This is a genomic window from Pseudomonas sp. 382, assembly GCF_002759075.1.
Classification (GTDB): domain Bacteria; phylum Pseudomonadota; class Gammaproteobacteria; order Pseudomonadales; family Pseudomonadaceae; genus Aquipseudomonas; species Aquipseudomonas vlassakiae.
The window spans coordinates 195,408-218,340 of record NZ_PEMX01000008.1 but is presented as its reverse complement, the minus strand read 5'-3'; the positions used below and the strand labels follow the sequence as shown (position 1 = coordinate 218,340).

The following is a 22,933-nucleotide window of genomic DNA, read 5'->3' as shown; positions in this document are numbered from 1 at the left end:
CCAAAGTAACCAAAGCCGCCCGCTCCCATCATCCGGCCCCTGCGCTACGCTCCGGGGTCCCCTCACTCCGGCCTTGCTCCCGGGAGGACCGCGCTGCAGGCCCCATCCTGGGGCCCAGCGCTTGACGGGCATCCATGCCCGTCACCTCCCTCCGCAAGACCTGCGTTCGGCCTCCTGAAGTCGCAATTTGCGTCGCCTGAACTATCGCGCGCTTAGAAGCCAAAGCAAAAGCAGAGCAAGAGCAACAGCAACAGCAACAGCAACAGCAACAGCAACAGCAACAGCAGCGTTACTGCCTCAATGGCCCGCCGAAGCCGGCCCCGCCTTCGCCGTAAACGGTGGCTTGGCCAACCACACCAGCAGGATCAACCCGGCAAACACCCAGGTCATCAAAGTGAAGTAATCCACCGTCGACATCATGTACGCCTGCGCATTGACGATCTGCTCCAACTGCGCATAGTGCTGCGCACTCGCCCCGCCCATCTGCTCCAGTGTATGCCGCGTCGCCGGATCGAACTGGCTGATATGCTCACTCAGGTACGCATGATGCTGATCCGCCCGACGAATCCAGATCCACGTCGTCAACGAAGCCGCAAAGCTCCCCCCCAACGTGCGCAGGAAGGTCGCCAGCCCCGAGCCATCGGCAATCTGATGCGGCGGCAGGTCCGACAGCAGAATGCTCAATGTCGGCATGAAGAACAGCGCCACACCAATCCCCATGAACAACTGCACCAGGGCGATGTGCTGGAAGTCCACCTCGCTGGTGAACCCGGCACGCATGAAGCAACTGGTGCCGATCGCCAGGAACGCCAGTCCCGCCAGCACCCGCAGGTCGAAGCGGTGCGCGTACTTGCCCACGAACGGCGACATGATCACCGGCAGCAAACCGATCGGCGCCACCGCCAGCCCCGCCCAGGTGGCGGTATAGCCCATCTGCGTCTGCAACCACTGCGGCAGGATCAGGTTGATGCCGAAGAACCCCGCATAACCACCAACCAGCACGATGGTGCCGACCCGGAAATTGCGATGCACGAACAGCCGCAGGTTGACCACCGGGTGGCGGTCGGTGAGTTCCCAGATGATGAAGATCGCCAGGAACACCACCGAAATCAGCGTGCCGACGATGATGAACGACGACTCGAACCAGTCCAGGTCATTGCCCTTGTCCAGCACCACCTGCAACGCACCGACGCCGACGATCAGCGTCAGCAGGCCGATGTAGTCCATCGGCTGGTGGCTGGTGACCACCGGCCGCGTGCGCATCTGCTGGCGCACCACGGCAGCGGCGAACAAGCCGATCGGCACGTTGATGAAGAAGATCCACGGCCAGCTGTAACTGTCGGTGATCCAGCCACCCAGTATCGGCCCGGCAATCGGCGCCACCACCGTGACCATCGCCAGTAGCGCCAACGCCATGCCCCGTTTCGCCGGCGGGTAAACGGCAATCAGCAAGGTCTGGGTCATCGGGTACAACGGCCCGGCCACCACACCCTGCAAGACACGAAAGCCCACTAGTTCCGGCATCGACTGCGCGATGCCACAGAGGAACGACGCCAACACGAACAGCAGCGTGGCCCAGATGAACAGCTTCACCTCGCCAAAGCGCCGGCTCAGCCAGCCAGTCAGCGGCAAGGCAATGGCGTTGCTCACCGCAAACGAAGTGATCACCCAGGTGCCCTGCTCGTAGCTCACCCCCAGGTTGCCGGAAATGGTCGGCAGCGCCACGTTGGCGATGGTGGTGTCGAGCACCTGCATGAAGGTCGCCAGCGACAGGCCGATGGTGGTCAGCAGCAGGCTCGGCGGGGTGAACTGCGCCGGGGCGTTGTTGCTCATCGCTGGGCCGTCTTGCCGGTGGCGCTGTTCTCATGGATCAGCCGGGCGATCAGGTCATCGGCCTCGACCAGCTGGCGGTCGTACACCTGGGTGGTGTAGCTGGCCTGCTGTGGTGGCTGCTGGGCCAGGGTCGGGCCGCTCTGGTCGTGCAGGTCGACCTCGACCACGGTGGACAGGCCGATGCGCAGCGGGTGGTCCTTGAGCTGGTCGGGGCTGAGGTGAATACGTACCGGCACCCGCTGCACAATCTTGATCCAGTTGCCGGTGGCGTTCTGCGCCGGCAGCAGGGCGAAGGCGCTGCCGGTACCCGCGCCGAGGCTGTCGACCGTGCCGCTGTACTTGACTTCGCTGCCGTACAGGTCGGCGCTGACTTCCACCGGCTGGCCGATGCGCATGTCGCGCAGCTGGGTTTCCTTGAAGTTGGCGTCGATCCACACCTCGTTCAGCGGGATCACCGCCATGGTCGCGGTGCCGGGCTGCAGGCGCTGGCCAAGCTGCACGGTACGCTTGGCGACATAGCCGGTCACCGGCGCCACCAACGTGGTGCGCGCGTGGTCGAGGTAGGCCTGGCGCAGATCAGCCGCGGCCGCCATCACCTCAGGGTGCGAGGACACCACGGTGTCATCGACCAGCGCGGTGCTGGTGTTGAGCTGCTGGCGTGCGCTGTTGACGGCGGCCTGGGCCACGGTCAGATCGTCCCGGGCATGGGAAATCTCTTCCGCGGCAATCGCGCCGCTGTCGGCCAGCACCTTGCGTCGGTTGTAGTTCTGCTGCGCCTTCTGCAGCTCGGCCTGGCGAGTTTCCAGCTGAGCCTTGAGCGAGTCGACGTTGCTGTACAGCCCGCGCACCTGGCGCACGCTGCGCGCCAGCTTGGCTTCGGCGGACTGCAGGGCCACTTCGCTGTCGGACGGGTCGAACTGCAACAGCACCTGGCCGGCATGCACCAGGTCGCCGTCATCGGCGCCGATGCTGGTGACAGTGCCGGTCACCAGCGGCGTGATCTCCACCACGTTGCCGTTGACGTAGGCGTCATCAGTGCTTTCGTGCCAGCGCCCGATCAGGCTGTACCAAGCCCAGGTGCCGGCGCCGGCGAGCAGTACCAGCAACAGCAGGCCAAGCAGCCAGGCCTTGCGCTTGCCCGACGCTGGCGCGTCGGCGGAGGGAGTTGTGGTGTCTGTGGGAGTGGCCATGACAATACCTTGGAAAATGTGTAACAGGGATCAACGATCGCCGAAGCGGCGGATCGTCAGAGGGTCGCCGGCACCTAGCAGCACCTTGGCCAGCAGACCTTCGAGAGACTTCAGTTCGTCCGGCTGCAACACGCCGACCAGTTCGTTCATCGCCGCCGCGCCGATCTCCGGCAGGCGGTCGGCCAGGCGCTGGCCATCGGCGGTCAGCCCCAGGCGCACCTGGCGCCGGTCATCAGGACAGCGGTTGCGCAAGATCAGGCCCTTCTGCTCGAGGCGGTCGAGCATGCGGGTCATCGAACCGCTGTCCAGGCCCAGGTAGCGGCACAGTTCGGCCGGGGTATCCACCTCGTACTGGGTGACAATGATCAGCACCTTGAACTGTGCGGCGGTGACGCCTTCCGATTCGAGGTGCCAGTCGAGAATGCGGTCCTTGAGGATCGCCGCCCGGCCCAGCAGCATGCCGATGGCGCAGGTCTGGAAGTTTTCCGGGGTGAAATGATGCATCGGGGTCTGCTCGGGGAATTGTTTAAAAATATTACTGCCTAGGCAGTTAATGTCAAAGCTTTGATTAGGCTGCTATGCAAATATTCATGAAACAGCCGTTGTCGACGACGATGCAGCGGGCACGCAAGCCGTTTGCCGCGAAGCGTTCTCAAACGCCGGAAATCCCTTGCTCAACCGACGAAAAACACACATAACTGATAGTCATTCGCCATTACCTCGGTTCTCGGGAACCCCTGTGCAGGGGTAGAATGCGCAAAACCCGGAGCCATGATGAACCAAGACCGCCTCAATCCCAGCCCAGACGATCCGATCACCGATGCCGCTGCGCACTGGTGCATGCGCCTGCACGCCGACGATTGCACCCTGGTCGAACGTGAGGCCTTCTCCCGCTGGCTGGCGGCCGACCCGCGTCATGCCGAGGAATACCAGGCGATGCTGGAAATCTGGCAAACCGCCGACCTGTTGCCGCGCACCGCCACGGTCATCGATTTCAACCTGCCCGCGCAGCACCTGCCACGATCACGCAACTGGCGGCCACTGGCCTCGGCAGCAGCGCTGGCCCTGCTGGTATTGCCGCTGGCCGGCTGGGTGGGTTGGGAGCAAGGCTGGTTGCCCAACCACTACCAGCACTTCGAAGCGGGCAACCAGATGAAGACCGTGCAGTTGAGCGACGGCAGCATGGTCGAGCTCAATCTCCACACGGAACTTACCTACCTCAACTACAAGGACCAGCGTCAGGTCACCCTCAAGCGTGGCGAAGCTTTCTTCAAGGTGCAGCACGACAGCAGCCACCCGTTCATCGTCCGCGCCGGTGGCGGCCAGGCCCGCGTCACCGGTACCCAGTTCAACGTCTGGAAGTACCAGGACCAGGTCAAGGTCACGCTGGTGCAGGGTTCGGTGCTGGTCAGCAGCGCGGGCAGTGCTGGCGGCTACCGCCTTGGCCCTGGCATGCAGGCCAGCTACCACACGGGTGATTTCGAACCGCAACTGGCAGAGAACAGCGACTACGACAACAGCCTGGCCTGGCGCAACGGCAAGCTGGTGCTCGACAATCTGAGCCTGGAGCAGGCCCTGCCGGTGATCAACCGCTACCTTGACGCCCCGCTGCTGCTGGCCGACCCCGGTACCGGGCGCATCCGCATCAGCGGCATCTACAACACCGGCGAGGTCGAGCGGCTGGTGGACAACCTGCCCAAGGTGTTGCCGGTCTACCTGACCCGCAGCAAGGACGGCAGCACCGTCCTCAACAGCATTTCCCCACCACCCGACAAGGGCTGACGCCTTACAGCGTCATCGCCGCCAGCCAGCCGAACGCCAGCAGCGGCAGGTTGTAGTGAAGGAAGGTGGGGACCACCGTGTCCCAGATGTGATGGTGCTGGCCATCCACATTCAGCCCGGAGGTCGGGCCAAGGGTCGAATCCGACGCTGGCGAGCCGGCATCGCCCAGGGCACCTGCGGTGCCGACGATGCATACCGTGGCCAATGGATCGAAGCCCAGCTGCACGCACAGCGGCACAAAGATCGCAGCCAGGATCGGCACCGTCGAGAACGACGAGCCGATGCCCATGGTCACCAGCAACCCCACCAGCAACATCAGCAAGGCGCCAATGCCCTTACTGTGGTCGACCCACTGCGCTGCGGCCTCGACCAGGCTTTTGACCTCGCCGGTGGCCTTCATCACATCGGCAAACCCGGACGCGGCGATCATGATGAAACCGATCATGGCCATCATCTTCATGCCCTCGGTAAACAGGTCGTCGGTGTCCTTCCAGCGCACGATCCCCGACAGCGAAAAGATCAGGAAGCCCACCATGGCGCCGATGATCATCGAGTCCAGCCACAGTTGCACGACGAATGCCGCAGCGATCGCCAGCCCCGCCACCAGCAGGGTGAGCGGGTTGTACTGCACGCTGACCTGCTCGACCTGCTCGATGCGCGCCAGGTCGTAGTCGCGCTTCTTGCGGTAGCTGATGAACACCGCCAGCAGCAAGCCGGCCAACATGCCAGCGGCCGGGATGGCCATGGCATGGGTGACGTTGACCCCGCTGACATCGACCCCGGCCCTGGCGACGTTGGCCAGCAGGATCTCGTTGAGGAAGATGTTGCCGAAGCCCACCGGCAGGAACATGTACGGCGTGATCAGGCCAAAGGTGATGACACAGGCGATCAGCCGACGGTCGATGCGCAGGCGCGTCAGCACATACAGCAGTGGCGGCACCAGCAGCGGGATGAAAGCGATGTGGATGGGCAGGATGTTCTGCGACGACACCGCCACCACCAGCATCAGGCCGATCAGCAGCCATTTGACCTTGCCGCCATTGGCATGGCCCTGGCGGTCGATCATGTTCAGGGCGCGGTCGGCCAGGGCATGTGCCAGGCCAGACTTGGCAATAGCCACGGCGAAGGCGCCGAGCAACGCGTAGGACAGCGCCACCGTGGCGCCGCCGCCGAGGCCACCGTTGAAGGCCTTGAGCGTGCCTTCGATGCCTAGCCCACCGACCAGGCCACCGGCCAGGGCGCCGATGATCAGGGCGATGACCACATGCACGCGGGACAGGCTGAGTATGAGCATGATGCCGACGGCGGCGATCACTGCATTCATGGTTTGGGGTTCCTCATAGCGGCAGACAAAAAGCGCGCACTCTGAATGACTGGGAGTTGGATGTCAAAAACGCCATAGGGCGGCTTATTTCGCTGCCATTTTAAATTGAATGTTTGAATAAAGAAAAAAGCGCCACGGCCGATACAGGGGGAGGCTCACAGGCGCCGAAAACCTCAAGCCAAACACCTCTGAGCCTCACCGCCAAACCCTTACTGCCAGAAAAAGGGACTCCCCATGCCTTTGCGACAACTTTCCATTCAGTGGAAGATCACCCTGCTCGCCGGTCTCTGCCTCGCCAGCATCGTCACCCTGCTCGTCGGCCTTTCGCTGTACCGCATGGACCACAGCTCGGACCTGGTCAAGGCCAGCAGCATGCAGATGCTCACCGAGGCCGCGCAGTCGCGTATCGAGTCGCAAGGCGAGGTTCAGGCTCTGAACATTCGCCGCCAGTTCATGGACGCCTACCAGTACGGTGCGGGGTTCTCTCGCCAGGTATTGTTCTTGCGTGAACAGGCGGAAAAACGCTTCCTCGATGCGTTCGACCTGCGCGAAGACATGACCCGCCAAGTGCGCGCCGCGCTGCAGGCCAACCCCGACCTGCTCGGCCTGTCGCTGGTGTTCGAGCCCAACGCACTGGACAACAAGGACAGCCTGTTCGCCGGCAAAGCCGAGCTGGGCAGCAACGAAACCGGGCGCTTCGCCCTGTACTGGTCGCAGCCACGCGCCGGCCAGCTGACCGCCATGGCCCTGCCCGAGCACGACATGGCCAACACCGAGATCGGCCCCAGCGGCCAACCGGCCAACACCTGGTGGACCTGCCCGCGCAGCACCGGCAAGGTCTGCGTGGTAGAGCCGTACTTCTATGACATCGACGGTCAGCGCGTGCTGATGACCAGTATCGTCTTCCCGCTGGCGGTCAACGGCAAGATCATCGCCACCCTGTCCATCGACATCAACCTCAACAGCTTGCAGGCCTTGAGCCAGGACGCCAGCCGCAGCCTCTACGAGGGCCGCACCACGGTCGGTATCCTCAGCCCGGTCGGCCTGCTGGCCGGCTACAGCGCCGACGCCAGCAAGCTGGCCCAGCGCTTCGACCAGGTCGACCCGCGCCAGGGCGCCGAGCTGGTGCGAAAGCTGGCCACCGGCAAGCTGAACATCGTCCACGACCAGGCACGCCTGAAAGTGCTGGCCGCCTTCGAGCCGGTCCCCGGTGCTCAGCCCTGGGGCGTGCTGCTGGATGTGCCAGAAAGTGCCCTGACTGGCCCCGCCGAAGCACTCAAGCAAGAACTGGACATCCTGAACACCAGCGGTACCTTGCTCGAACTGGGCCTGGGCCTGGCCGCCGCGATCGCCGGCCTGCTGCTGGTCTGGCTGATGGCCCGGGGCGTGACCAAGCCGATCCTCGGCGTGGCCGCGATGCTCAAGGACATCGCCAGCGGTGAAGGCGACCTGACCCGCCGCCTGACCTACGACAAGCGCGACGAACTCGGCGAACTGGCCGGCTGGTTCAACCGTTTCCTCGACAAGCTGCAACCGACCATCGCCGAGGTGAAGCGCTCGGTGCAGGCCGCCCGTGGCACCGCCGACCAGTCGTCGGCCATCGCCAGCGAAACCAGCGCCGGCATGGAACAGCAGTACCGCCAGGTCGACCAGGTGGCCACTGCGTCCCATGAAATGAGCGCCACCGCCCAGGACGTCGCTCGCAGCGCCGCCCAGGCCGCGCAGGCTGCCCGCGAGGCCGACCAGGCCACCCGCGAGGGGCTGGCGGTGATCGACCGTACCACCACCAGCATCGATGCCCTGGCCGCCAACATGAGCGAAGCCATGGCCGAAGTCGAAGGCCTGGCGCAGAACAGCGAGAAAATCGGTTCGGTGCTGGAGGTGATCCGCTCGATCGCCGAGCAGACCAACCTGCTGGCGCTCAACGCCGCCATCGAAGCAGCCCGCGCCGGTGAAGCTGGCCGCGGCTTTGCCGTGGTCGCCGATGAAGTGCGCAACCTGGCCCAGCGCACCCAGGAGTCGGTGGAAGAAACCCGCCAGGTGATCGAGGCCCTGCAGACCGGCACCCGTGATGTGGTGGGCACCATGGACCAGAGCCACCGCCAGGCTCAAGGTGGCGTCGAGCAGGTTGGCCAGGCGGTCAGCGCACTGCAGCGCATCGGCCAGGCCGTCAGCGTGATCACCGACATGAACCTGCAGATCGCCTCGGCGGCCGAAGAACAAAGCGCAGTGGCCGAAGAGATCAACAGCAACGTGGCGACCATCCGCGATGTCACCGAATCGCTGTCGGGCCAGGCCAACGAGTCGGCGCGGGTCAGCCAGTCGCTGAACAGCCTGGCCAACCAGCAGCAGGCGCTGATGGACCAGTTCCGCGTCTAAAGGGCTAGCAGGCCGCTGCGCGGGGGGCGCAGCGGTGTCAGCTCCCGTCATGCCACCGCTCGTCATCAACCGCTGCGCTACGTGGCCGTGCGCCAGGCGTTACCGGAATGTCGGTGCGAGGCGCTTGCAGCCCCATCACGCAAACCTCCCTCCTGGGTGCCCGCCCCCCTCGTCTACACTTGCCCCAAACCCAAGGCGCGGCAAACCAAGAGGCCCTCATGAAGACAATCCCTGCGCTGTTGGCCGGCCTGCTACTCACCATCGGCCTGGCCAGCACCGACAGCGCCGCATCGGCAGAGCAAGCCAAACCCATCCACTTCGGCGCCATCGGCTGGGAAAGCGGCGCCCTGACCACGGAAATCCTGCGTCACATCGTCGAGCACGGCTACGGCTACCCCACCGACACCCTCCCCGGCAGCTCGGTGAGCATGGAGGTGGCACTGGCGCGCAACGACCTGCAGGTGATCGCCGAGGAATGGGCCGGGCGCAGCCCCGCCTGGGTCAAGGCCGAACAGGCCGGCCAGGTGTTCGCCCTGGGCGACACGGTGAAAAATGCCGAGGAAGGCTGGTGGGTACCGGCCTATGTGATCAAGGGTGACCCGGCCCGCAACCTCAAGCCTCTGGCCCCGGACCTGCGCAGCGTCGACGACCTCAAGCGCTACCCGCAGGTGTTCCGCGACCCCGAGCTGCCAGACAAAGGCCGTTTCCTCAACAGCCCCAGTGGCTGGACGTCCGAGACCGTCAACAGTCAGAAGCTCAAGGCCTATGGCCTGGATGGCCTTTACAACAACTTCCGCAGTGGCTCCGGCGCAGCGCTGGACGCCGAAATCAGCTCGGCCATCCGCCGCGGCCAGCCGGTACTGTTCTATTACTGGAGCCCCACCGCGCTGATTGGGCGCTACGACCTGGTGCGCCTGCAGGAACCGCCGTTCGATGCGAGCGCCTGGGCGACCCTGACCGATGCGAAAAACCCGAACCCGAAAGGCAGCCAGTCGTTGCCGGCGAAGCTGTCGATCGGTGTGTCCAAGGCCTTTCGCGATGGCTACCCGGACTTGGTAACGGTCTTCGAGAAGGTCGACCTGCCCATCGACGTCCTCAACAAGGCCCTGGCCGAGATGAACGAAAAGCGCCAGCCAGCAGCCGATGCCGCCAAGGCGTTCCTGCGTGCCAACCCGCAGGTGTGGAAGGCCTGGCTGCCCGCTGAGGTGGCCACCAAGGTCGAGGCGAGCCTGTGAGTGCTGGCTTTCCCGAAGCCCTGCAACTGTCTTTCGCCGACACCATCAACCGCTGGGTCGACTGGCTGGTGCTGCACTATGGCGACCACCTGCGCAGTGTCTCCGACCAATTGCTGCAGCTGCTGGTCGGCCTGGAGAACCTGCTGCGCCTGATGCCCTGGTGGCTGCTGCTGTTGCTGGTCGGCCTGCTCGCCTGGCATGCCAGCCGCAGCCTGCTGCGCAGCGCAGTGCTGGTCGCACTGTTGGCGTTCATCGGCATGCTCGGGCTGTGGGACAAACTGCTGCAGACCTTGGCATTGGTGCTGGTCAGTACCGGCCTGTGCGTACTGGTTGGCGTGCCCCTGGGCATTTTGCTGGCCACCCGTCCATTGGCCCGGCGCCTGCTGTTGCCGGTGCTGGACGTGATGCAGACGCTACCGGCCTTCGTCTATTTGATCCCGGTGCTGATGCTGTTTGGCCTGGGCAAGGTACCTGCGGTGTTCGCCACCTTGATCTATGCCTTGCCACCGCTGGTGCGGCTGACCGAGCTGGGCCTGAGCCAGATCGACCCTTCACTGCTGCAGGCCGCCCACGGCCTCGGTGCCGGCCGCTGGCAGCGGCTGCGGCGCATTGCCCTGCCGCTGGCGTTGCCGAGCATCATGGCCGGGCTCAACCAGTCGGTGATGATGGCCTTGTCGATGGTGGTGGTGGCCTCGATGATCGGTGCCCGGGGGCTTGGCGAGGATGTGTTGGCAGGCATCCAGACGCTCAATGTCGGCCAAGGCGTCGAAGCCGGGTTGGCCATCGTCGCGCTGGCGATGGTCATCGACCGGATCAGCCAGGCCTATGGGCGCAACGGCAAGTAATCGGCCACCCGCCATCCGCGATGGCTGCTGCGCCGCTAAATTGCATAAGAATATGAATTCTTATTCTTTTTTAACCACGCTCAATTTCGCTATAACGGTCCCAACTGTACAGCCGCCAACACCCGGCCAACTGTCTGCAGCGCAACACCCGATCAACACACAACGCCCACAAAGCAACAGCGGTAGCGTCTAAAGTTTCGCAACCTGTTGATCCATAAAGCATTGACAACTCGGCACGACGATTGCTCAAGCAAAGTCCCCCGCTCAACCAGAACCGGAGACCTGCCCATGAGCACCCCACTGAACGTCGTCGCCCTGTCTGGCGGTACCACCCGCCCCTCTCGCACCTTGGCCCTGACCGAGGCGATCCTCGCCGAACTCAGCCAACACCTGCACATCAAGCCACACCTGATCGAACTGGGTGACATCGCCCGGCCGCTGGGTGCCGCCCTGTGGCGCAGCGAACTGCCCGACACCGTGGAGCAACAGCTGCGTCTGGTGGAAAAGGCCGACCTGCTGGTGGTTGCCGCGCCGGTCTACCGCGGCAGCTTCCCCGGCCACTTCAAGCACCTGTTCGACCTGATCGGCCAGGACGCCCTGGTCGACACGCCCGTGCTGCTTGCTGCGACCGGGGGCAGCGAACGCCACGCGCTGGTCCTCGACCACCAACTGCGCCCGCTGTTCAGCTTCCTGCAGGCCCTGACCCTGCCGATCGGCGTGTATGCCAGCCAGGCCGAGCTTGCCGACTACAAGGTTTCCAGCGAAGCCCTTGGGGCGCGCATACGCCTGGCCGCCGAGCGCGCCGTGCCGCTGTTCGGGGCCCATCACGCGTTGCGTGAAAGCGCCTGAGGAGCCGTCATGAATGCACCTTTGAATGCGGCCCGTCCGGCACTGGCGGTGGCGCGCGACCTGGCCTTGCAGTTCGCCCAGACCGCAGTGGAGCGCGACGAACGCGGTGGCACGCCGAAGGCCGAACGCGATGCCCTGCGCAGCAGCGGGTTACTGTCGCTGGTCATTCCCCAGTCCTTCGGCGGCCAGGGCGCGAGCTGGCATGACACCTTCGAGGTGGTGCGCGAGTTCGCCCGGGTCGACAGCTCGCTTGCCCATGTGTTCGGCTTTCACCACTTGATGCTGGCCACCGTGCGCCTGTTCTCGCGCCCGGAGCAGTGGCAACCCTGGTTCGAGCAGACCGCACGCAAGCACTGGTTCTGGGGCAACGCCCTCAACCCGCTGGACACCCGCACCGTGGTCAGGCACCTCGACGGCTGGTGCGAGTTCTCCGGCAAGAAGAGCTTCTGCTCCGGCGCCAGCGACTCGGAAATGCTGATCGCCTCGGCGGTGGACGAACGCGCCGGGGGCAAGCTGCTCATCGCAGCGATCCCCAGCGGGCGCACCGGCATCACCCTGCACAACGACTGGAGCAACATCGGCCAGCGCCAGACCGACAGCGGCAGCGCCACCTTCGAACGGGTACGCGTCGAACACGCCGAGCTGCTGCTCGACCCCGGGCCGTTGAGCACGCCGTTCGCCGCCCTGCGTCCGCTGATCGCCCAGCTGCATTTTGCCAACCTGTTCCTCGGCATCGCCGAAGGCGCCTTCGACGAGGCGCGCCAGTACAGCCTCAAGGAAAGCCGGCCGTGGTTCCGCTCCACTGCAGCCCGCAGCGCCGAAGACCCGTACGTGCTGCACCACTACGGCGAGTTCTGGGTGGGCCTTGAGAGCGTGCGCCTGCTGATCGCCCGCGCCGCCCGCCAGCTCGATAGCGCCTGGGCCAAGGAGCAGGCGCTGAGCGCCGAGGAACGCGGCGACCTGGCACTGGCAATCGGCACTGCCAAGGTCGCGGCCACGCGCCACGGCCTGGACATCTGCAACCGCCTGTTCGAGGTGACCGGCGCACGCGCCACCCACGCCTCGCTGCGTTTCGACCGCCACTGGCGCAATCTGAGGACGCAAACCCTGCACGACCCGGTGGACTACCGCATCCACGAGCTCGGCGAGTGGGCCCTGTGCAGCAAGCGCCCCGCTCCATCCTTCTATTCCTAAGGATCGCTCATGCAACTGCTGACCCTCCCCCCGTCACCGACACTGGCTACCTCGATCAGGGCGACCGCACAGGTCTTCGAAGACCCCAGGTCGCAGGCGCTGCTCGCCCACCTGCAACAGGTCGCCCCCAGCGAGGCCAGCGTCCTGATCATTGGCGAAACCGGCACGGGCAAGGAGCTGGTCGCACGGCATATCCACAACCTCAGCGGCCGGCGCAACGGTCCGTTCATCGCGGTGAACTGCGGCGCATTCTCCGAGTCGCTGGTCGAAGCCGAGCTGTTCGGCCATGAAAAAGGTGCCTTTACCGGTGCCCTGGCAGCCAAGGCCGGCTGGTTCGAAGAGGCCAACGGCGGCACGCTGTTCCTCGACGAGATCGGTGACCTGCCGTTGCCGATCCAGGTCAAGCTGCTGCGCGTGCTGCAAGAGCGTGAAGTGGTGCGCCTGGGCTCGCGCAAGAGTATCCCGATCAATGTGCGGGTGCTGGCGGCGACCAACGTGCAACTGGAGAAGGCGATCAACGCCGGGCATTTCCGCGAAGACCTGTACTACCGGCTGAACGTGGTGACCCTGCAGTTGCACCCGCTGCGCGACCGGCCGGGGGACATCCTGCCACTGGCCCGGCACTTCATCAGAAGCTACAGCGAGCGGCTGGGCTACGGGCCGGTGGAGCTGAGCCCCAAAGCCCAGGCCAAGCTGGTCGAGTACAGCTGGCCAGGCAATATCCGCGAGCTGGAGAACGTCATCCACCACAGCCTGCTGACCTGCGGCGACGGCGTGGTGCAGGCGCAGGACTTGCGGCTGTCCAACCTGCGCCTGGAACGCCAGGAAGGAGAACCGGTCAACCCTGGCGTGGACGATCTGCTGCTGCAGGCGTTCAGCCGGTTGTATGAGGAACAGCCTGGCGATTTGTACGAGAAGGTCGAGAATGCCCTGCTGCGTTCGGCCTACCACTTCTGCCATTACAACCAGGTGCATACCGCGCAATTGCTCGGGTTGTCGCGCAATGTCACGCGCACGCGGTTGATTGCCATTGGCGAACTGGTGGTGAACAAACGTCGGGCACAGCAGCCACAGGTGCTGGATAACCGGGTGGTGCGGTTATCCATCTGAGTATTCCTGTACTGGCCTCTTCGCGGGCACGCCCGCTCCCACAGGATCACCACAGCGCCGAGACTTGTGCAATTGCTATGGGAGCGGGCGTGCCCGCGAAGAGGCCGGAGCAGACACCACAACCATCAGCCCGCCAATCGCCGGAACACTAACCCGGACGCCCCGCACACCCCGGCGCAAAGCAGCATCACCTTGGCAATGTCGGCCACCGACGTTTCACTGCGCCCGTCCAGCCCGGCCAACAGCCCCAGCATCACCCCGGCCAGGCTCACTGACATCGCCATGGTCAACTGCACCGACATGGCCGACAACGAACTGGCCGCCGCCGAGCGCTCACCTGGTACATCCTGATAGCTGGCAGCCCCCAAGGTCGAGAATTGCAGTGAGCGCACCAGTCCCGCCGCGAACAACACCACCGCCATCAACCACACCGCGGTGTCGCGATCGAAGCTGGCACACAGGGCAATTCCCGCAGCGCTGAGCACGGCGTTGCAACTGAGTACCTGTCGATAGCCGTAGCGCCGCACCAACGGCACAGCCAGCAGCTTCATCAACAGCGCCCCCACCCCACCGCTGACCACCAGCCATCCGGCGGCAAGCGGGCTCATGCCCAGGCAGTTCTGCAACAACAGCACGATCAGGAATGGCTGCGCCGCCGAGCCGAGGCGAAACAGCCCGCCACCGGCCTGGGCAACGCCAAAACTGCGCAGGCGCAACAGCGACAGATCGACCAGAGGATTGGGGTGCCGCCGGGCGTGCAGCAGATAACCCAAGGCACAGGCGACGCCACCCCCAACCAGCACCAGTGCCCAGGCCCATGGCAATTGCCCCAGCCCTAGCGACTCCAGGCCGAACACCAGCATGGCCAAGGCGCCACCACTGAGCAGCAGGCCGCGCCCGTCCAGCGCTGGCACCGGCCGTGCCGGGTAGTCCGGCACGTGGCGCAGGACCAGCCAGCAGCCGACCAGGCAGATCGGCAGGTTGACCAGGAAGATCCAGTGCCACGACAGCACCGTCACCAGCAACCCGCCGAGCAGTGGCCCGATCAAGGGCCCCACCAAGGCCGGCAAGGCCAGCCAGGACATGGCCTGCAGCAACTGTTCGCGGCTAGACCAGCGCAGGATGATCACCTGCCCCACCGGCGTCATCAACGCCCCCGCCGCCCCCTGCAGCATGCGCCCCAGGCACAGCTGCCAGAGCGTCTCGGCCAGGGCGCAGGCCAGCGAGGCGGCGGTGAACAAGCCCATCGCCAGCAACATCACCTGGCGTGGGCGAAAGCGTTCGGCAGCCCAGCCGCTGACCGGCACGCACAGGGCCAGGGCGAGCATGTACAGCGAAACCACCAGGTTCATGCGTAGCCCGGGTTCACCGAAGTCGGCGGCCATCTGCGGCAAGGCTGTCATCACCGCCGTGCTGTCGAGCAGCTCCATGAACAGCGCTGCGCCGATGATCACCGGCACCTTGGGGCTTTGCAGATGGCCGGCCAGCAAGGCCGGCTGGGCGGTCAAAACAGCCCCGACACAGGTGGTCGGGTACCTTTGAGCTGCCAGGCACCGACCACCGCCGCCTTCCACTGGCGCGGGTTGTGGTTGGCCACGGTGCGTGCGTTGCGCCAGTGGCGGTCAAGGTTGTGCTGGCGGCCGGTGGTCGAGGCCCCCCCGACATCGAACAGGGTTTCCGCCGCCTTGAGCGCCAGCTCGGCGACCAGGTACTGGGTTTGCGCCACCTCGATGGCGGCCTGCTCCACGGCCGCTTCGTCCAGCTGCGCGGCCCAGGCCCTGTCGATCGTCCCTGCGGCCTTGAGTACCAGCGCCTCGGCGCCATAGGCGCGGGCGGCAATGTCGCCGACCGACAATTCTACGTAGGGGTCATCCACCGAACGGTTGGCCGTGCTGTGCTTGATTGGCCGGGCATGCTCGCGGGCGAAGCGTGTGGCGTCATCCAGCGCGTTGCGGGCGATGCCGGCCAGCACGGTGCCGAGAAACAACTGCAGAAATGGCGTGACGACGGTGCGCTTGCCCTCCTCGACGGTGCGCGTGCGAATCTCGCTGGCCTCGACCCGCACATTGCGCAAATGCGTGGTACCGCTGGCGGTCAGGCGCTGGCCCATGGCATCGAAATCATCGACCAGCTCCAGGCCCTCGCGGTCACGCGGCAGGATGAACGACACCGGTTGTTCGTCCTCATCCAGCGCCACCGCACTGACATAGTCGGCGAACAATGCGCCGGTGCTGTAGAACTTGCTGCCGTTGGCGCGCCAGTGATCGCCCTCGCGGACCAGGCGTGCAGCAATGGAGCCATTGGCGCCGCCCAGTTCCCAGCCGGCATTGCCGATCACGGCGCCTTGCAGGTATCGGGCAAACCAGCGCTCGCGCTCCTGCTCGGCACCCTCGCCCCGGGCGGCCAGCAGGCCTTCGACGAAGGCAAAGCCCGGCCGCAGGGCCTGGGCGACGTTGGAGTCGACCGAGGCGATGTGTAGCAGCAGTTCGATGACATCGCTGACACTGCCACCGGGGCCGCCGTATCGGGTCGGGATACGCACGGTGTAGAGCCCGGCGGCTGCGAGCTGGGCGATGGCTTCGTGGGGCAACTGGCGTTCGCGCTCGCGTTGTGCGGCGCCCGTGCCAATGGTGGGCAACAAGGCAATGATGCGGGCTTTGAGCTGCGCCACATCGGTCGTCGGCGCCAGGGTTGGAAAACGTTGGAAAGTGCTCACGGTTCAGTCCTTCTCTAACAACATTCATGTCCCTGTGGCAGCGGGCTTGCCCGCGAAGCATTCGACGCGGTGCATGGCACCGGCTTCGCCGGTGTTCGCGGGCAAGCCCGCTCCCACAGGGGTCAAGTGTTCTGGCAGGAACTCGCAGATCAGATCGCGATTTTCCAGAGGCGGGTTTCGTCGAACAGGTCAAAGGCCTCGTGTTCGAGGTCCAGCGGCGGCACCACCAGATCGGCGCCGCTGCCAGGCAGGCGCGGTACTGCGCCGAGCAACCGTTGGGTGTATGCGTGGGCCGGGCGCTCGAACAACACTTCGACCGGCGCCTGCTCCACCACCTGGCCATGGCGCATCACCAGCACGTCGTCGCTGACATGGCGGATCACCCCCAGGTCATGGGAGATGAACAGGTAGGCCAGGCCCAGTTCATCCTGCAGGTCGGCCAGCAGGTCGAGCACCTGTGCCTGCACCGACACATCCAGCGCCGACACCGGTTCGTCGCAGATGATCACTTTCGGCTCACTGGCGATTGCCCGGGCGATCGCCACCCGTTGGCGCTGGCCGCCGGACAGCTGCAAAGGCCGGCGCTGGGCAAGCTCTGCCGGCAGGCGCACCTGGTCGAGCAGCACGGCAATGCGCGCCGGGCGGGCCGCCGCTTCGATACCGGCCACCTGCAAGGCATCGTCGAGAATCTGCGCCACGTTCCAGCGCGGATCGAAAGAACCCAGCGGGTCCTGGTAGATCACGCTGATGTCGCGGCGCAATGGCCGGCGCACGGCTTCGCTCACGGCATTGGCCGGGCGGTTCCACGGCTGGCCGCGATACAGCACCTCGCCCTGGTCGGGTTGCAACAGACCAAGGGCGATGCGTGCCACGGTGGTCTTGCCCGAACCGGATTCGCCAACAATGCCCAAGGTGCGCCCGGCGCGCAGGGTTAAGTCGACGCCCTGCACCACTTGGCGCAACAGGCCGTCCGGGCCGAGGTAGTGCTTGCCCAGGCCACGGCCTTCGAGCAGCACGTCGCGGTGCGCACGTGGCCGTGGCTCGCGGCGCACACCCGCGCGCTCCGGCGACAGCCGGCTACCACGCGGATGCTCGGCCGGCACCGCCGCCAGCAAGGCCTGGGTGTACGGATGCCGAGGCTGACGCAACACCTGCTGCATCGGCCCCTGCTCCACCACCTCGCCATGGCGCAGCACCACCACCTCGTCGGCCAGTTGCGCGACCACCGCCAGGTCATGGCTGATGATCAACAGCGAGGCGCCGCGCGCCTTGATCTGCTGGAATACCTCGAGAATCTGCGCCTGCACCGTGGCGTCCAACGCGGTGGTCGGCTCATCGGCGATCACCAGCGCAGGGTCCAGGGCCAGGGCACTGGCAATCAGCGCACGCTGGCGCAGGCCACCGGACAACTGCCCGGGGCGCTGACGGGCGCGCAACTCGACGTCGGGCACCCCGACCTGCTCAAGCAGCTCATGCACCCGTGCTGTACGCGACTGGCGGTCGCCGTACCCATGGGTCTGCAGCACTTCGAGAATTTCCTTGCCCACCGGCCGCAGGGGGTCGAGTGACACCAACGCATCCTGCAGCACGAAGCCGATGTCCTTGCCGCGTACCGCACGCCACTGACGTTCGCTCAGGCCGAGCAGATCATGCCCGCCAAAGCTCAACTGACGAGCGCTCACCTGAGCCTTGGTGCCGGCCAGGCCAACCAGGCTGCGGGCACTGACGCTCTTGCCTGAACCCGACTCGCCCACCAGCGCCACGCAGCGGCCCGGCGCCAAGGTAAAGGACAGGCCGCGCACCACACTGCGGCCCTCGAAAGCCACGTTCAGGCCTTCGACGATCAAGCTCTTGTCGCTCATGGCAGGCGGCCCTCCAGACGTTGTTGGATATAGCGGCCAGTCACCGTCGTGGCCAAGGTGGTGAGGACGATGAACAGGCCGGGGAAGAAGGTCAGCCACCAGGCGTTGGCGATGAAGTCGCGGCCCATGGACAACATGGTGCCCCACTCCGGCGCTGGCGGCCGGGCGCCCAAGCCCAGGAAGCTCAGCGCCGAGGCCCAGACGATGGCCTGGCCGACGCCCATAGTCAGCGTCACCACCAGTGGCCGCATCGCGTTGGGCAACAGCTGGCGCAGCACAATGCGTGAGGTCGGATGGCCCAACGCCCGCGCCGCCTCGATGTAACCGGCATTGCGCACCGCCAGCACCTGGCCACGGACCATGCGCGCATAGCCCGGCGCACCGCCCAGACCGGTGGCGACGATCAGCGGGCCGACGCCGCTGCCGAACACCGCCACGAACAGCAGCGCAAGCACCAGGCTAGGGAAGGCGAACAGCACTTCCAGCATCCAGCCCACCGCACGGTCCACCCGGGCGCCGCCAAGCCCCCCGAGCAGACCGAGGGCAATGGCGATGGCCATGGAGATGGCCGTGGCCGCCACGCCGATCAGCAGGCTCTGCCGCGCACCGTGGATAACCCGCGCAAAGATGTCGCGGCCCGATTGGTCGGTGCCCAGCCAGTGCGCCCAGCTTGGCGGGTGGAAAGCGTCACGCGGGACGATGGCGAGCGGGTCGACGCCGGTGAACAATCCCGGCACCAACGCAGCCAACACCAGGGCGAAGAGGAACAGGATCGCCAGGCTGGCACCCAGAGGTGGCAGCTGCAGCTGGCGTTGCCGACGCAACGGCGCAAGCGCTTGGTCAAGGGTCAGGTCTGTCATGCTGCGGCCTCCTGTTGCCGTGGGTCGATCCACTGGTACAGCAGGTCGACCAGAATGTTCGCCAGTACATAGCCCGCCGCCACCACCAGGCTGACGCCGATCACCAGGGGCATGTCCTGGGCCTGCACCGCCTGGTACAGCTGACGGCCGATGCCCTTGCGCGAGAAGATCACCTCGCACACTACCGCGCCGCTGATCAGCGCACCGATGGCCCAGCCCGACAGCGAAACGCCCGGCAGCAAGGCATGGCGCAAGGCGTGGCGGAAACGCACGGCCAGGTCGCTAAGGCCCCGTGTGCGGGCAGTGAGCACGAAAGGTTGTTCGAGGGTCAGCTCAAGGGATTCGCGGGTAACCTGGGCAATGAACCCGGCCAACGGAATCGCCAGCGAGAACGCCGGCAGCACCAGGCTGGCGAAGCTGTCGCTGCCTGCGGGCGGGAACCAGCGCAAGCCGAAGGCGAACACCGCCAGCAGCACCACGCCGAGCCAGAAATGCGGCAAGGCGGCGCTGAGGGTTTCGGCCAGCGAGGCGATGCCGCCCACCAGCCTGCCCCGCCCGGCAGTGACCACCGTCAGCAGCAGGACCAGCAGCCAGGCCAGCGCCAACGCGGCGATGGTCAGTTCCAGTGTCGCTCCACCCTGCTCGGCCAGCACGCGGGTCACCGGCAGGTGCTGCGAGTACGACACGCCGAGGTCACCTTGCAGCAGGCGCCCGAGGTAAAAGAGGTACTGCACGGCCAGTGGCTGGTCGAGACCGAACTCCACGCGGGCGGCTTCGATCGCCTCTGGCGTCGGGTTGGCGCTGGGGCCACCGAGAATCGCCAGCACCGGGTCGCCCGGCATCAGGCGCAGGGCGAAGAAGGTCAGCGTCGCTACCGCCCACAACACCAGCACACCACCGCCCAGGCGGATGGCGGCGCGCCGGCCCAGGGCGGCCAGGCGCTCGCGGCGCGGGTCGGTCACCGCCAGAGTCGTCGTAGTCATTTGTTCACCCATGCGTCATAGAGGTAGGTCACCGCCAGTGAAGGCTCCAGGCGCACGCCGTGGGCGGTCTTGTAGATGCCCAGGCGTGTGCTTTGCGGGTAGGTGGTGAGTTGCAGGTACTGCGCGGCCGCCTGCTGCTGCGCCTTGAAGTAACGCTGGCGGCGCTGGCCGGCGTCTTGGGTGGCCAGGGCGCTGTCGAGCAGCGCGTCGTAGCCTGGGTCGGCGTAACCCGAGGAGTTCTGGTGATAGCCACCGACTCCGGCCGGCTGCACGAACGCAGTGGTGAAGATGATGCGCAGCACGTCCGGGGTGTTGGTATTCCAGTAGCCCGTGCGGATGTCGTAGTCCCAGGCGGCCTGGCGGGCGGTGACCTGGGCGTCGCTCATCTGATCGAGCACCAACTCCAGGCCGGCTTGACGGGTGGTAGCCTGCACCTGTTCCCACAAGGTCAGTTCCGAAGGTGGCGTACGGGCGCCGATCAGCACCACGGCGCGCAGGCGCTGGCCGTTCTTCGTGCGGTAACCCTCGCTGTCGCGAGCTGTCCAGCCGGCTTCGTCGAGCAGTTTGGCGGCGCGGGCCGGGTCGTAGTCCTGGCTGTGTTCGAAGTCGCCGCTGTAGAACGGCGTGGCGATGCTTAGCGGGCCACCGGCGCGGGGGAACTCGCCGAAGTACACGCTCTTGAGCGCGCCTTCGACATCGGCGCTGCGCACGAAGGCTTCGCGCACGCGGATGTCGTCGAAGGGGGCGCGGCGCAGATTGAACGTGCCGTTGGTGGGGTTGCCCGGGCGCTGGGCGATGATCAGGTCCACATCGGGGTTGCGCCGCGCGGCTTCGTGGGACTCCGGCGGCAGCGCTTCGATCACGTCGACCTCACCGGCCTGCAAGGAGGCGAAGCGCACCGACGGTTCCTGGATGAACTTCCAGACGATGCGTTCGAGGTAGGCCGGGCCTTGGTGCTGCGCGGTCGGCGGTGCCCAGTTGTAGTCCGGGTTGCGCACCAGCTCCACCTGGTTCTGCCGGTCCCAGCGCGCCACCTTGAACGGCCCGCTGCCCACCGGGCTTTCGCAGTTCTGGTCGCGGCTGCGCAGCAGCGCGGTGGGCGACTGGATGCCGAGAAAGCCCTGCGCCAGCACTTCGAGGAAGGCCGCGTACGGCGTCGCCAAGGTGACCTCGGCGGTGTAAGGGTCGATCACCTTGGTGCCGCGGTACTGGCGGATATAGCCACCGGCGGTGCTGGACTGGGTCTTGGGGTTGGCCATGTGGTCGAGGTTGGCCTTGACCGCTTCGGCATTGAAGGGGGTGCCGTCGGTGAAATGCACGTCGCGGCGCAGGTGGAAGGTGTAGCGCAGGCCGTCCGGGGAGACGTCCCAGCTTGTCGCCAGCCAAGGGCCGATCTGGCCTTGGCTGTCCATCGACACCAGCGAGTCGAGGTACTGCTGGGCGACGAACACCTGGGGCATGTCGCCAGCTACATGCGGGTCGAGGCAGGTGGGTTCGCGGTCGGTGGCGTAGACCAGGGTGCCGCCTGGTTGCGGGGTGGCGCTTTGCGCGGTGTGCTGCTCGGTTTTTTCGCAGCCGAGCAAGGCCAGTGCGGTGCAGAGCGGGATAAAGGGGAGGATGGATGTGTTCAAGGGCGCTCCTGCGGGAACTGGGCTTTGGGAGGCCTGTTGCAGGAGTTGTGCCGGATTCAAGCGTTTGATTTTGTTAGGGTTTGGTGGAAGTTGGGTGCTGGAGTAGGGGCAAAGTGTTTGAGGGGTGTTGGTGTGGCGACAGTAATGGGTTGGGGCGGATAGGCGCCTGTCTTGAGATTTTTGGCGCCTATCAGACCGAGCGCCGCGCGGGCGGCGCTCGGTCTGATAGGCGCTGCACATCTATCGGCGAACACATGGTGGCCGTGATGCGTTATCAGGCCGGGCTGTTCAATGCCTCATGCCGAGTTCGGCATCATCCATCAGCGCCTTGGCCATCGCGCTCAGGTAATGGGAGGCCCAGATCATCATCGGTTTCTCGTCCATCAACCCGAGGATGGTCAGTTCCCGCACATAACCCATCAGTTCGGAGGCCTGCTCGCGTGCATCCCGGCAAGGAATGCCAGGCTCGATGCGGAACAGTGGGTGGGTCTGGTTTTCACCTTGGAAGAAGGTGGTCTTGCCGACGGTGCATTGGGTGTCGTCTGTGGTCATTGTTGAATCTCCCTGAAAATCTCTATTGCCTGGTCGGGCCCTTTCGCGGGTTTACCCGCGAAGAGGCCAGACCAGCCAGCACATCAACTAAGCCTCAATGCAAAGTCCGAGGCCCAGTGGGCATCTGCAACTGGATCAACGCCGATTCGAGCAAAGCCCGCAGCGCCTCCAGCTCATGCATCGAGGCCATCATCAGGATCGACGCCGGTGACTTGGGCTGCAGCAGCAACGCCTGATGCACCACGGTCGTCGCGCACAACGCGTAGTCGGTTACCTGGATCAGGGTGTCTTCAAGGGAATGAATATCGTGGGGTGGATCGGGGACTATCTTCAGCATCTTTTGGTATCCATTGTTTGGGCCGCCACTGACCTGCTGTCAAACAGGTAGGTGGCAGCTGTGCACAGGTTGACAGACCGGCGGATACCAGAACCGGCGCACGCGAACGTGCCCCGTGCACAGCCGCCATAAAGGCTAAGCCATACCCAGTATCTCGTCGCGGCCTGTCAAAGCCGATCGCTGAAGATGCAGCGACCTGCCGAGACTAAAACCCAGCACAAGCGGCCGCAACGAAAAATAGGCGGGAAGAG

The 22,933-nt window shown here is 65.4% G+C and carries 19 protein-coding genes; 7 read left to right on the top strand and 12 right to left on the bottom strand.

The features are described from left to right. Positions 1–297: 297 nt before the first annotated feature. From CQW31_RS12385 to CQW31_RS12375, 3 genes are read right to left on the bottom strand one after another with little or no spacing between them, the layout of a single operon-like run. The gene (locus tag CQW31_RS12385; protein WP_099814593.1) at positions 298–1,833 is read right to left on the bottom strand and encodes a DHA2 family efflux MFS transporter permease subunit; all 1,536 of its coding nucleotides are present in this window, start codon (positions 1,831–1,833) and stop codon (positions 298–300) included. Then, the gene (locus tag CQW31_RS12380; protein WP_054886994.1) at positions 1,830–3,023 is read right to left on the bottom strand and encodes an HlyD family efflux transporter periplasmic adaptor subunit; all 1,194 of its coding nucleotides are present in this window, start codon (positions 3,021–3,023) and stop codon (positions 1,830–1,832) included. Before CQW31_RS12380 ends, CQW31_RS12385 begins: the two co-directional genes overlap by 4 nt. A 30-nt stretch (positions 3,024–3,053) precedes the next feature. Then, positions 3,054–3,527, bottom strand: coding sequence for a MarR family winged helix-turn-helix transcriptional regulator (locus CQW31_RS12375; RefSeq protein ID WP_099814592.1), 474 nt, complete (start codon positions 3,525–3,527; stop codon positions 3,054–3,056). A 270-nt stretch (positions 3,528–3,797) separates the two neighbouring features. On the opposite strand from CQW31_RS12375, the gene CQW31_RS12370 reads away from it, so the two are divergent. Continuing rightward, positions 3,798–4,805 (top strand): FecR family protein, encoded by a 1,008-nt coding sequence (locus CQW31_RS12370; RefSeq protein WP_054886996.1) that lies wholly within the window; start codon positions 3,798–3,800, stop codon positions 4,803–4,805. A gap of 4 nt (positions 4,806–4,809) precedes the next feature. Here the strand turns inward: CQW31_RS12370 and CQW31_RS12365 are convergent, their stop codons facing one another. Then, a complete protein-coding gene (locus tag CQW31_RS12365) occupies positions 4,810–6,129 on the bottom strand; it encodes a Na+/H+ antiporter family protein (protein ID WP_054886997.1) in 1,320 nt (439 codons plus the stop codon). A gap of 234 nt (positions 6,130–6,363) precedes the next feature. Here CQW31_RS12365 and CQW31_RS12360 point away from each other — a divergent pair, with 234 nt between their 5' ends. The 6 genes from CQW31_RS12360 (at position 6,364) to sfnR (ending at position 13,741) form a co-directional block, all read left to right on the top strand. Beyond that, on the top strand, positions 6,364–8,508 hold the full coding sequence (locus CQW31_RS12360; protein ID WP_099814591.1) for a methyl-accepting chemotaxis protein: 2,145 nt from the start codon (positions 6,364–6,366) through the stop codon (positions 8,506–8,508). Positions 8,509–8,726: 218 nt separating this feature from the next. Beyond that, positions 8,727–9,743 (top strand): ABC transporter substrate-binding protein, encoded by a 1,017-nt coding sequence (locus CQW31_RS12355; RefSeq protein ID WP_099814590.1) that lies wholly within the window; start codon positions 8,727–8,729, stop codon positions 9,741–9,743. Then, a complete protein-coding gene (locus tag CQW31_RS12350; RefSeq protein WP_099814589.1) occupies positions 9,740–10,588 on the top strand; it encodes a proline/glycine betaine ABC transporter permease in 849 nt (282 codons plus the stop codon). Before CQW31_RS12355 ends, CQW31_RS12350 begins: the two co-directional genes overlap by 4 nt. Before the next feature lie 288 nt (positions 10,589–10,876). Next, complete coding sequence (gene msuE / locus CQW31_RS12345; protein ID WP_054887001.1) at positions 10,877–11,437, top strand: FMN reductase; 561 nt, start codon at positions 10,877–10,879, stop codon at positions 11,435–11,437. A 9-nt stretch (positions 11,438–11,446) separates the two neighbouring features. Beyond that, on the top strand, positions 11,447–12,631 hold the full coding sequence (locus CQW31_RS12340; protein ID WP_099814588.1) for an acyl-CoA dehydrogenase family protein: 1,185 nt from the start codon (positions 11,447–11,449) through the stop codon (positions 12,629–12,631). A 9-nt stretch (positions 12,632–12,640) separates the two neighbouring features. Next, positions 12,641–13,741 carry a sigma54-dependent transcriptional activator SfnR gene (gene sfnR / locus CQW31_RS12335; RefSeq protein ID WP_054887003.1) on the top strand — a complete coding sequence of 367 codons (1,101 nt, stop codon included), beginning with the start codon at positions 12,641–12,643 and terminating at the stop codon, positions 13,739–13,741. A gap of 125 nt (positions 13,742–13,866) precedes the next feature. Here the strand turns inward: sfnR and CQW31_RS12330 are convergent, their stop codons facing one another. The 8 genes from CQW31_RS12330 to CQW31_RS12295 form a co-directional block, all read right to left on the bottom strand. Then, positions 13,867–15,249 carry an MFS transporter gene (locus CQW31_RS12330; RefSeq protein ID WP_054887004.1) on the bottom strand — a complete coding sequence of 461 codons (1,383 nt, stop codon included), beginning with the start codon at positions 15,247–15,249 and terminating at the stop codon, positions 13,867–13,869. Continuing rightward, positions 15,246–16,457 (bottom strand): acyl-CoA dehydrogenase family protein, encoded by a 1,212-nt coding sequence (locus CQW31_RS12325; RefSeq protein WP_099814587.1) that lies wholly within the window; start codon positions 16,455–16,457, stop codon positions 15,246–15,248. The genes CQW31_RS12330 and CQW31_RS12325 overlap by 4 nt, the downstream gene beginning before the upstream one ends. Before the next feature lie 149 nt (positions 16,458–16,606). After that, positions 16,607–18,319: an ABC transporter ATP-binding protein gene (locus CQW31_RS12320; RefSeq protein ID WP_054887006.1), complete on the bottom strand. Its 1,713-nt coding sequence runs from the start codon at positions 18,317–18,319 to the stop codon at positions 16,607–16,609. Further along, positions 18,316–19,179 carry an ABC transporter permease gene (locus CQW31_RS12315; protein WP_099814586.1) on the bottom strand — a complete coding sequence of 288 codons (864 nt, stop codon included), beginning with the start codon at positions 19,177–19,179 and terminating at the stop codon, positions 18,316–18,318. The genes CQW31_RS12320 and CQW31_RS12315 overlap by 4 nt, the downstream gene beginning before the upstream one ends. Further along, the gene (locus tag CQW31_RS12310; protein WP_099814596.1) at positions 19,176–20,162 is read right to left on the bottom strand and encodes an ABC transporter permease; all 987 of its coding nucleotides are present in this window, start codon (positions 20,160–20,162) and stop codon (positions 19,176–19,178) included. Before CQW31_RS12310 ends, CQW31_RS12315 begins: the two co-directional genes overlap by 4 nt. After that, positions 20,159–21,793 carry an ABC transporter substrate-binding protein gene (locus CQW31_RS12305; protein WP_099814585.1) on the bottom strand — a complete coding sequence of 545 codons (1,635 nt, stop codon included), beginning with the start codon at positions 21,791–21,793 and terminating at the stop codon, positions 20,159–20,161. Before CQW31_RS12305 ends, CQW31_RS12310 begins: the two co-directional genes overlap by 4 nt. A 288-nt stretch (positions 21,794–22,081) precedes the next feature. Then, positions 22,082–22,345 carry a DUF3077 domain-containing protein gene (locus tag CQW31_RS12300; protein WP_099814584.1) on the bottom strand — a complete coding sequence of 88 codons (264 nt, stop codon included), beginning with the start codon at positions 22,343–22,345 and terminating at the stop codon, positions 22,082–22,084. 94 nt (positions 22,346–22,439) lie between these two features. Beyond that, entirely contained in the window at positions 22,440–22,682 is a 243-nt protein-coding gene (locus CQW31_RS12295; RefSeq protein WP_099814583.1) for a hypothetical protein, read from the bottom strand. Between the last annotated feature and the right edge of the window lie 251 nt (positions 22,683–22,933).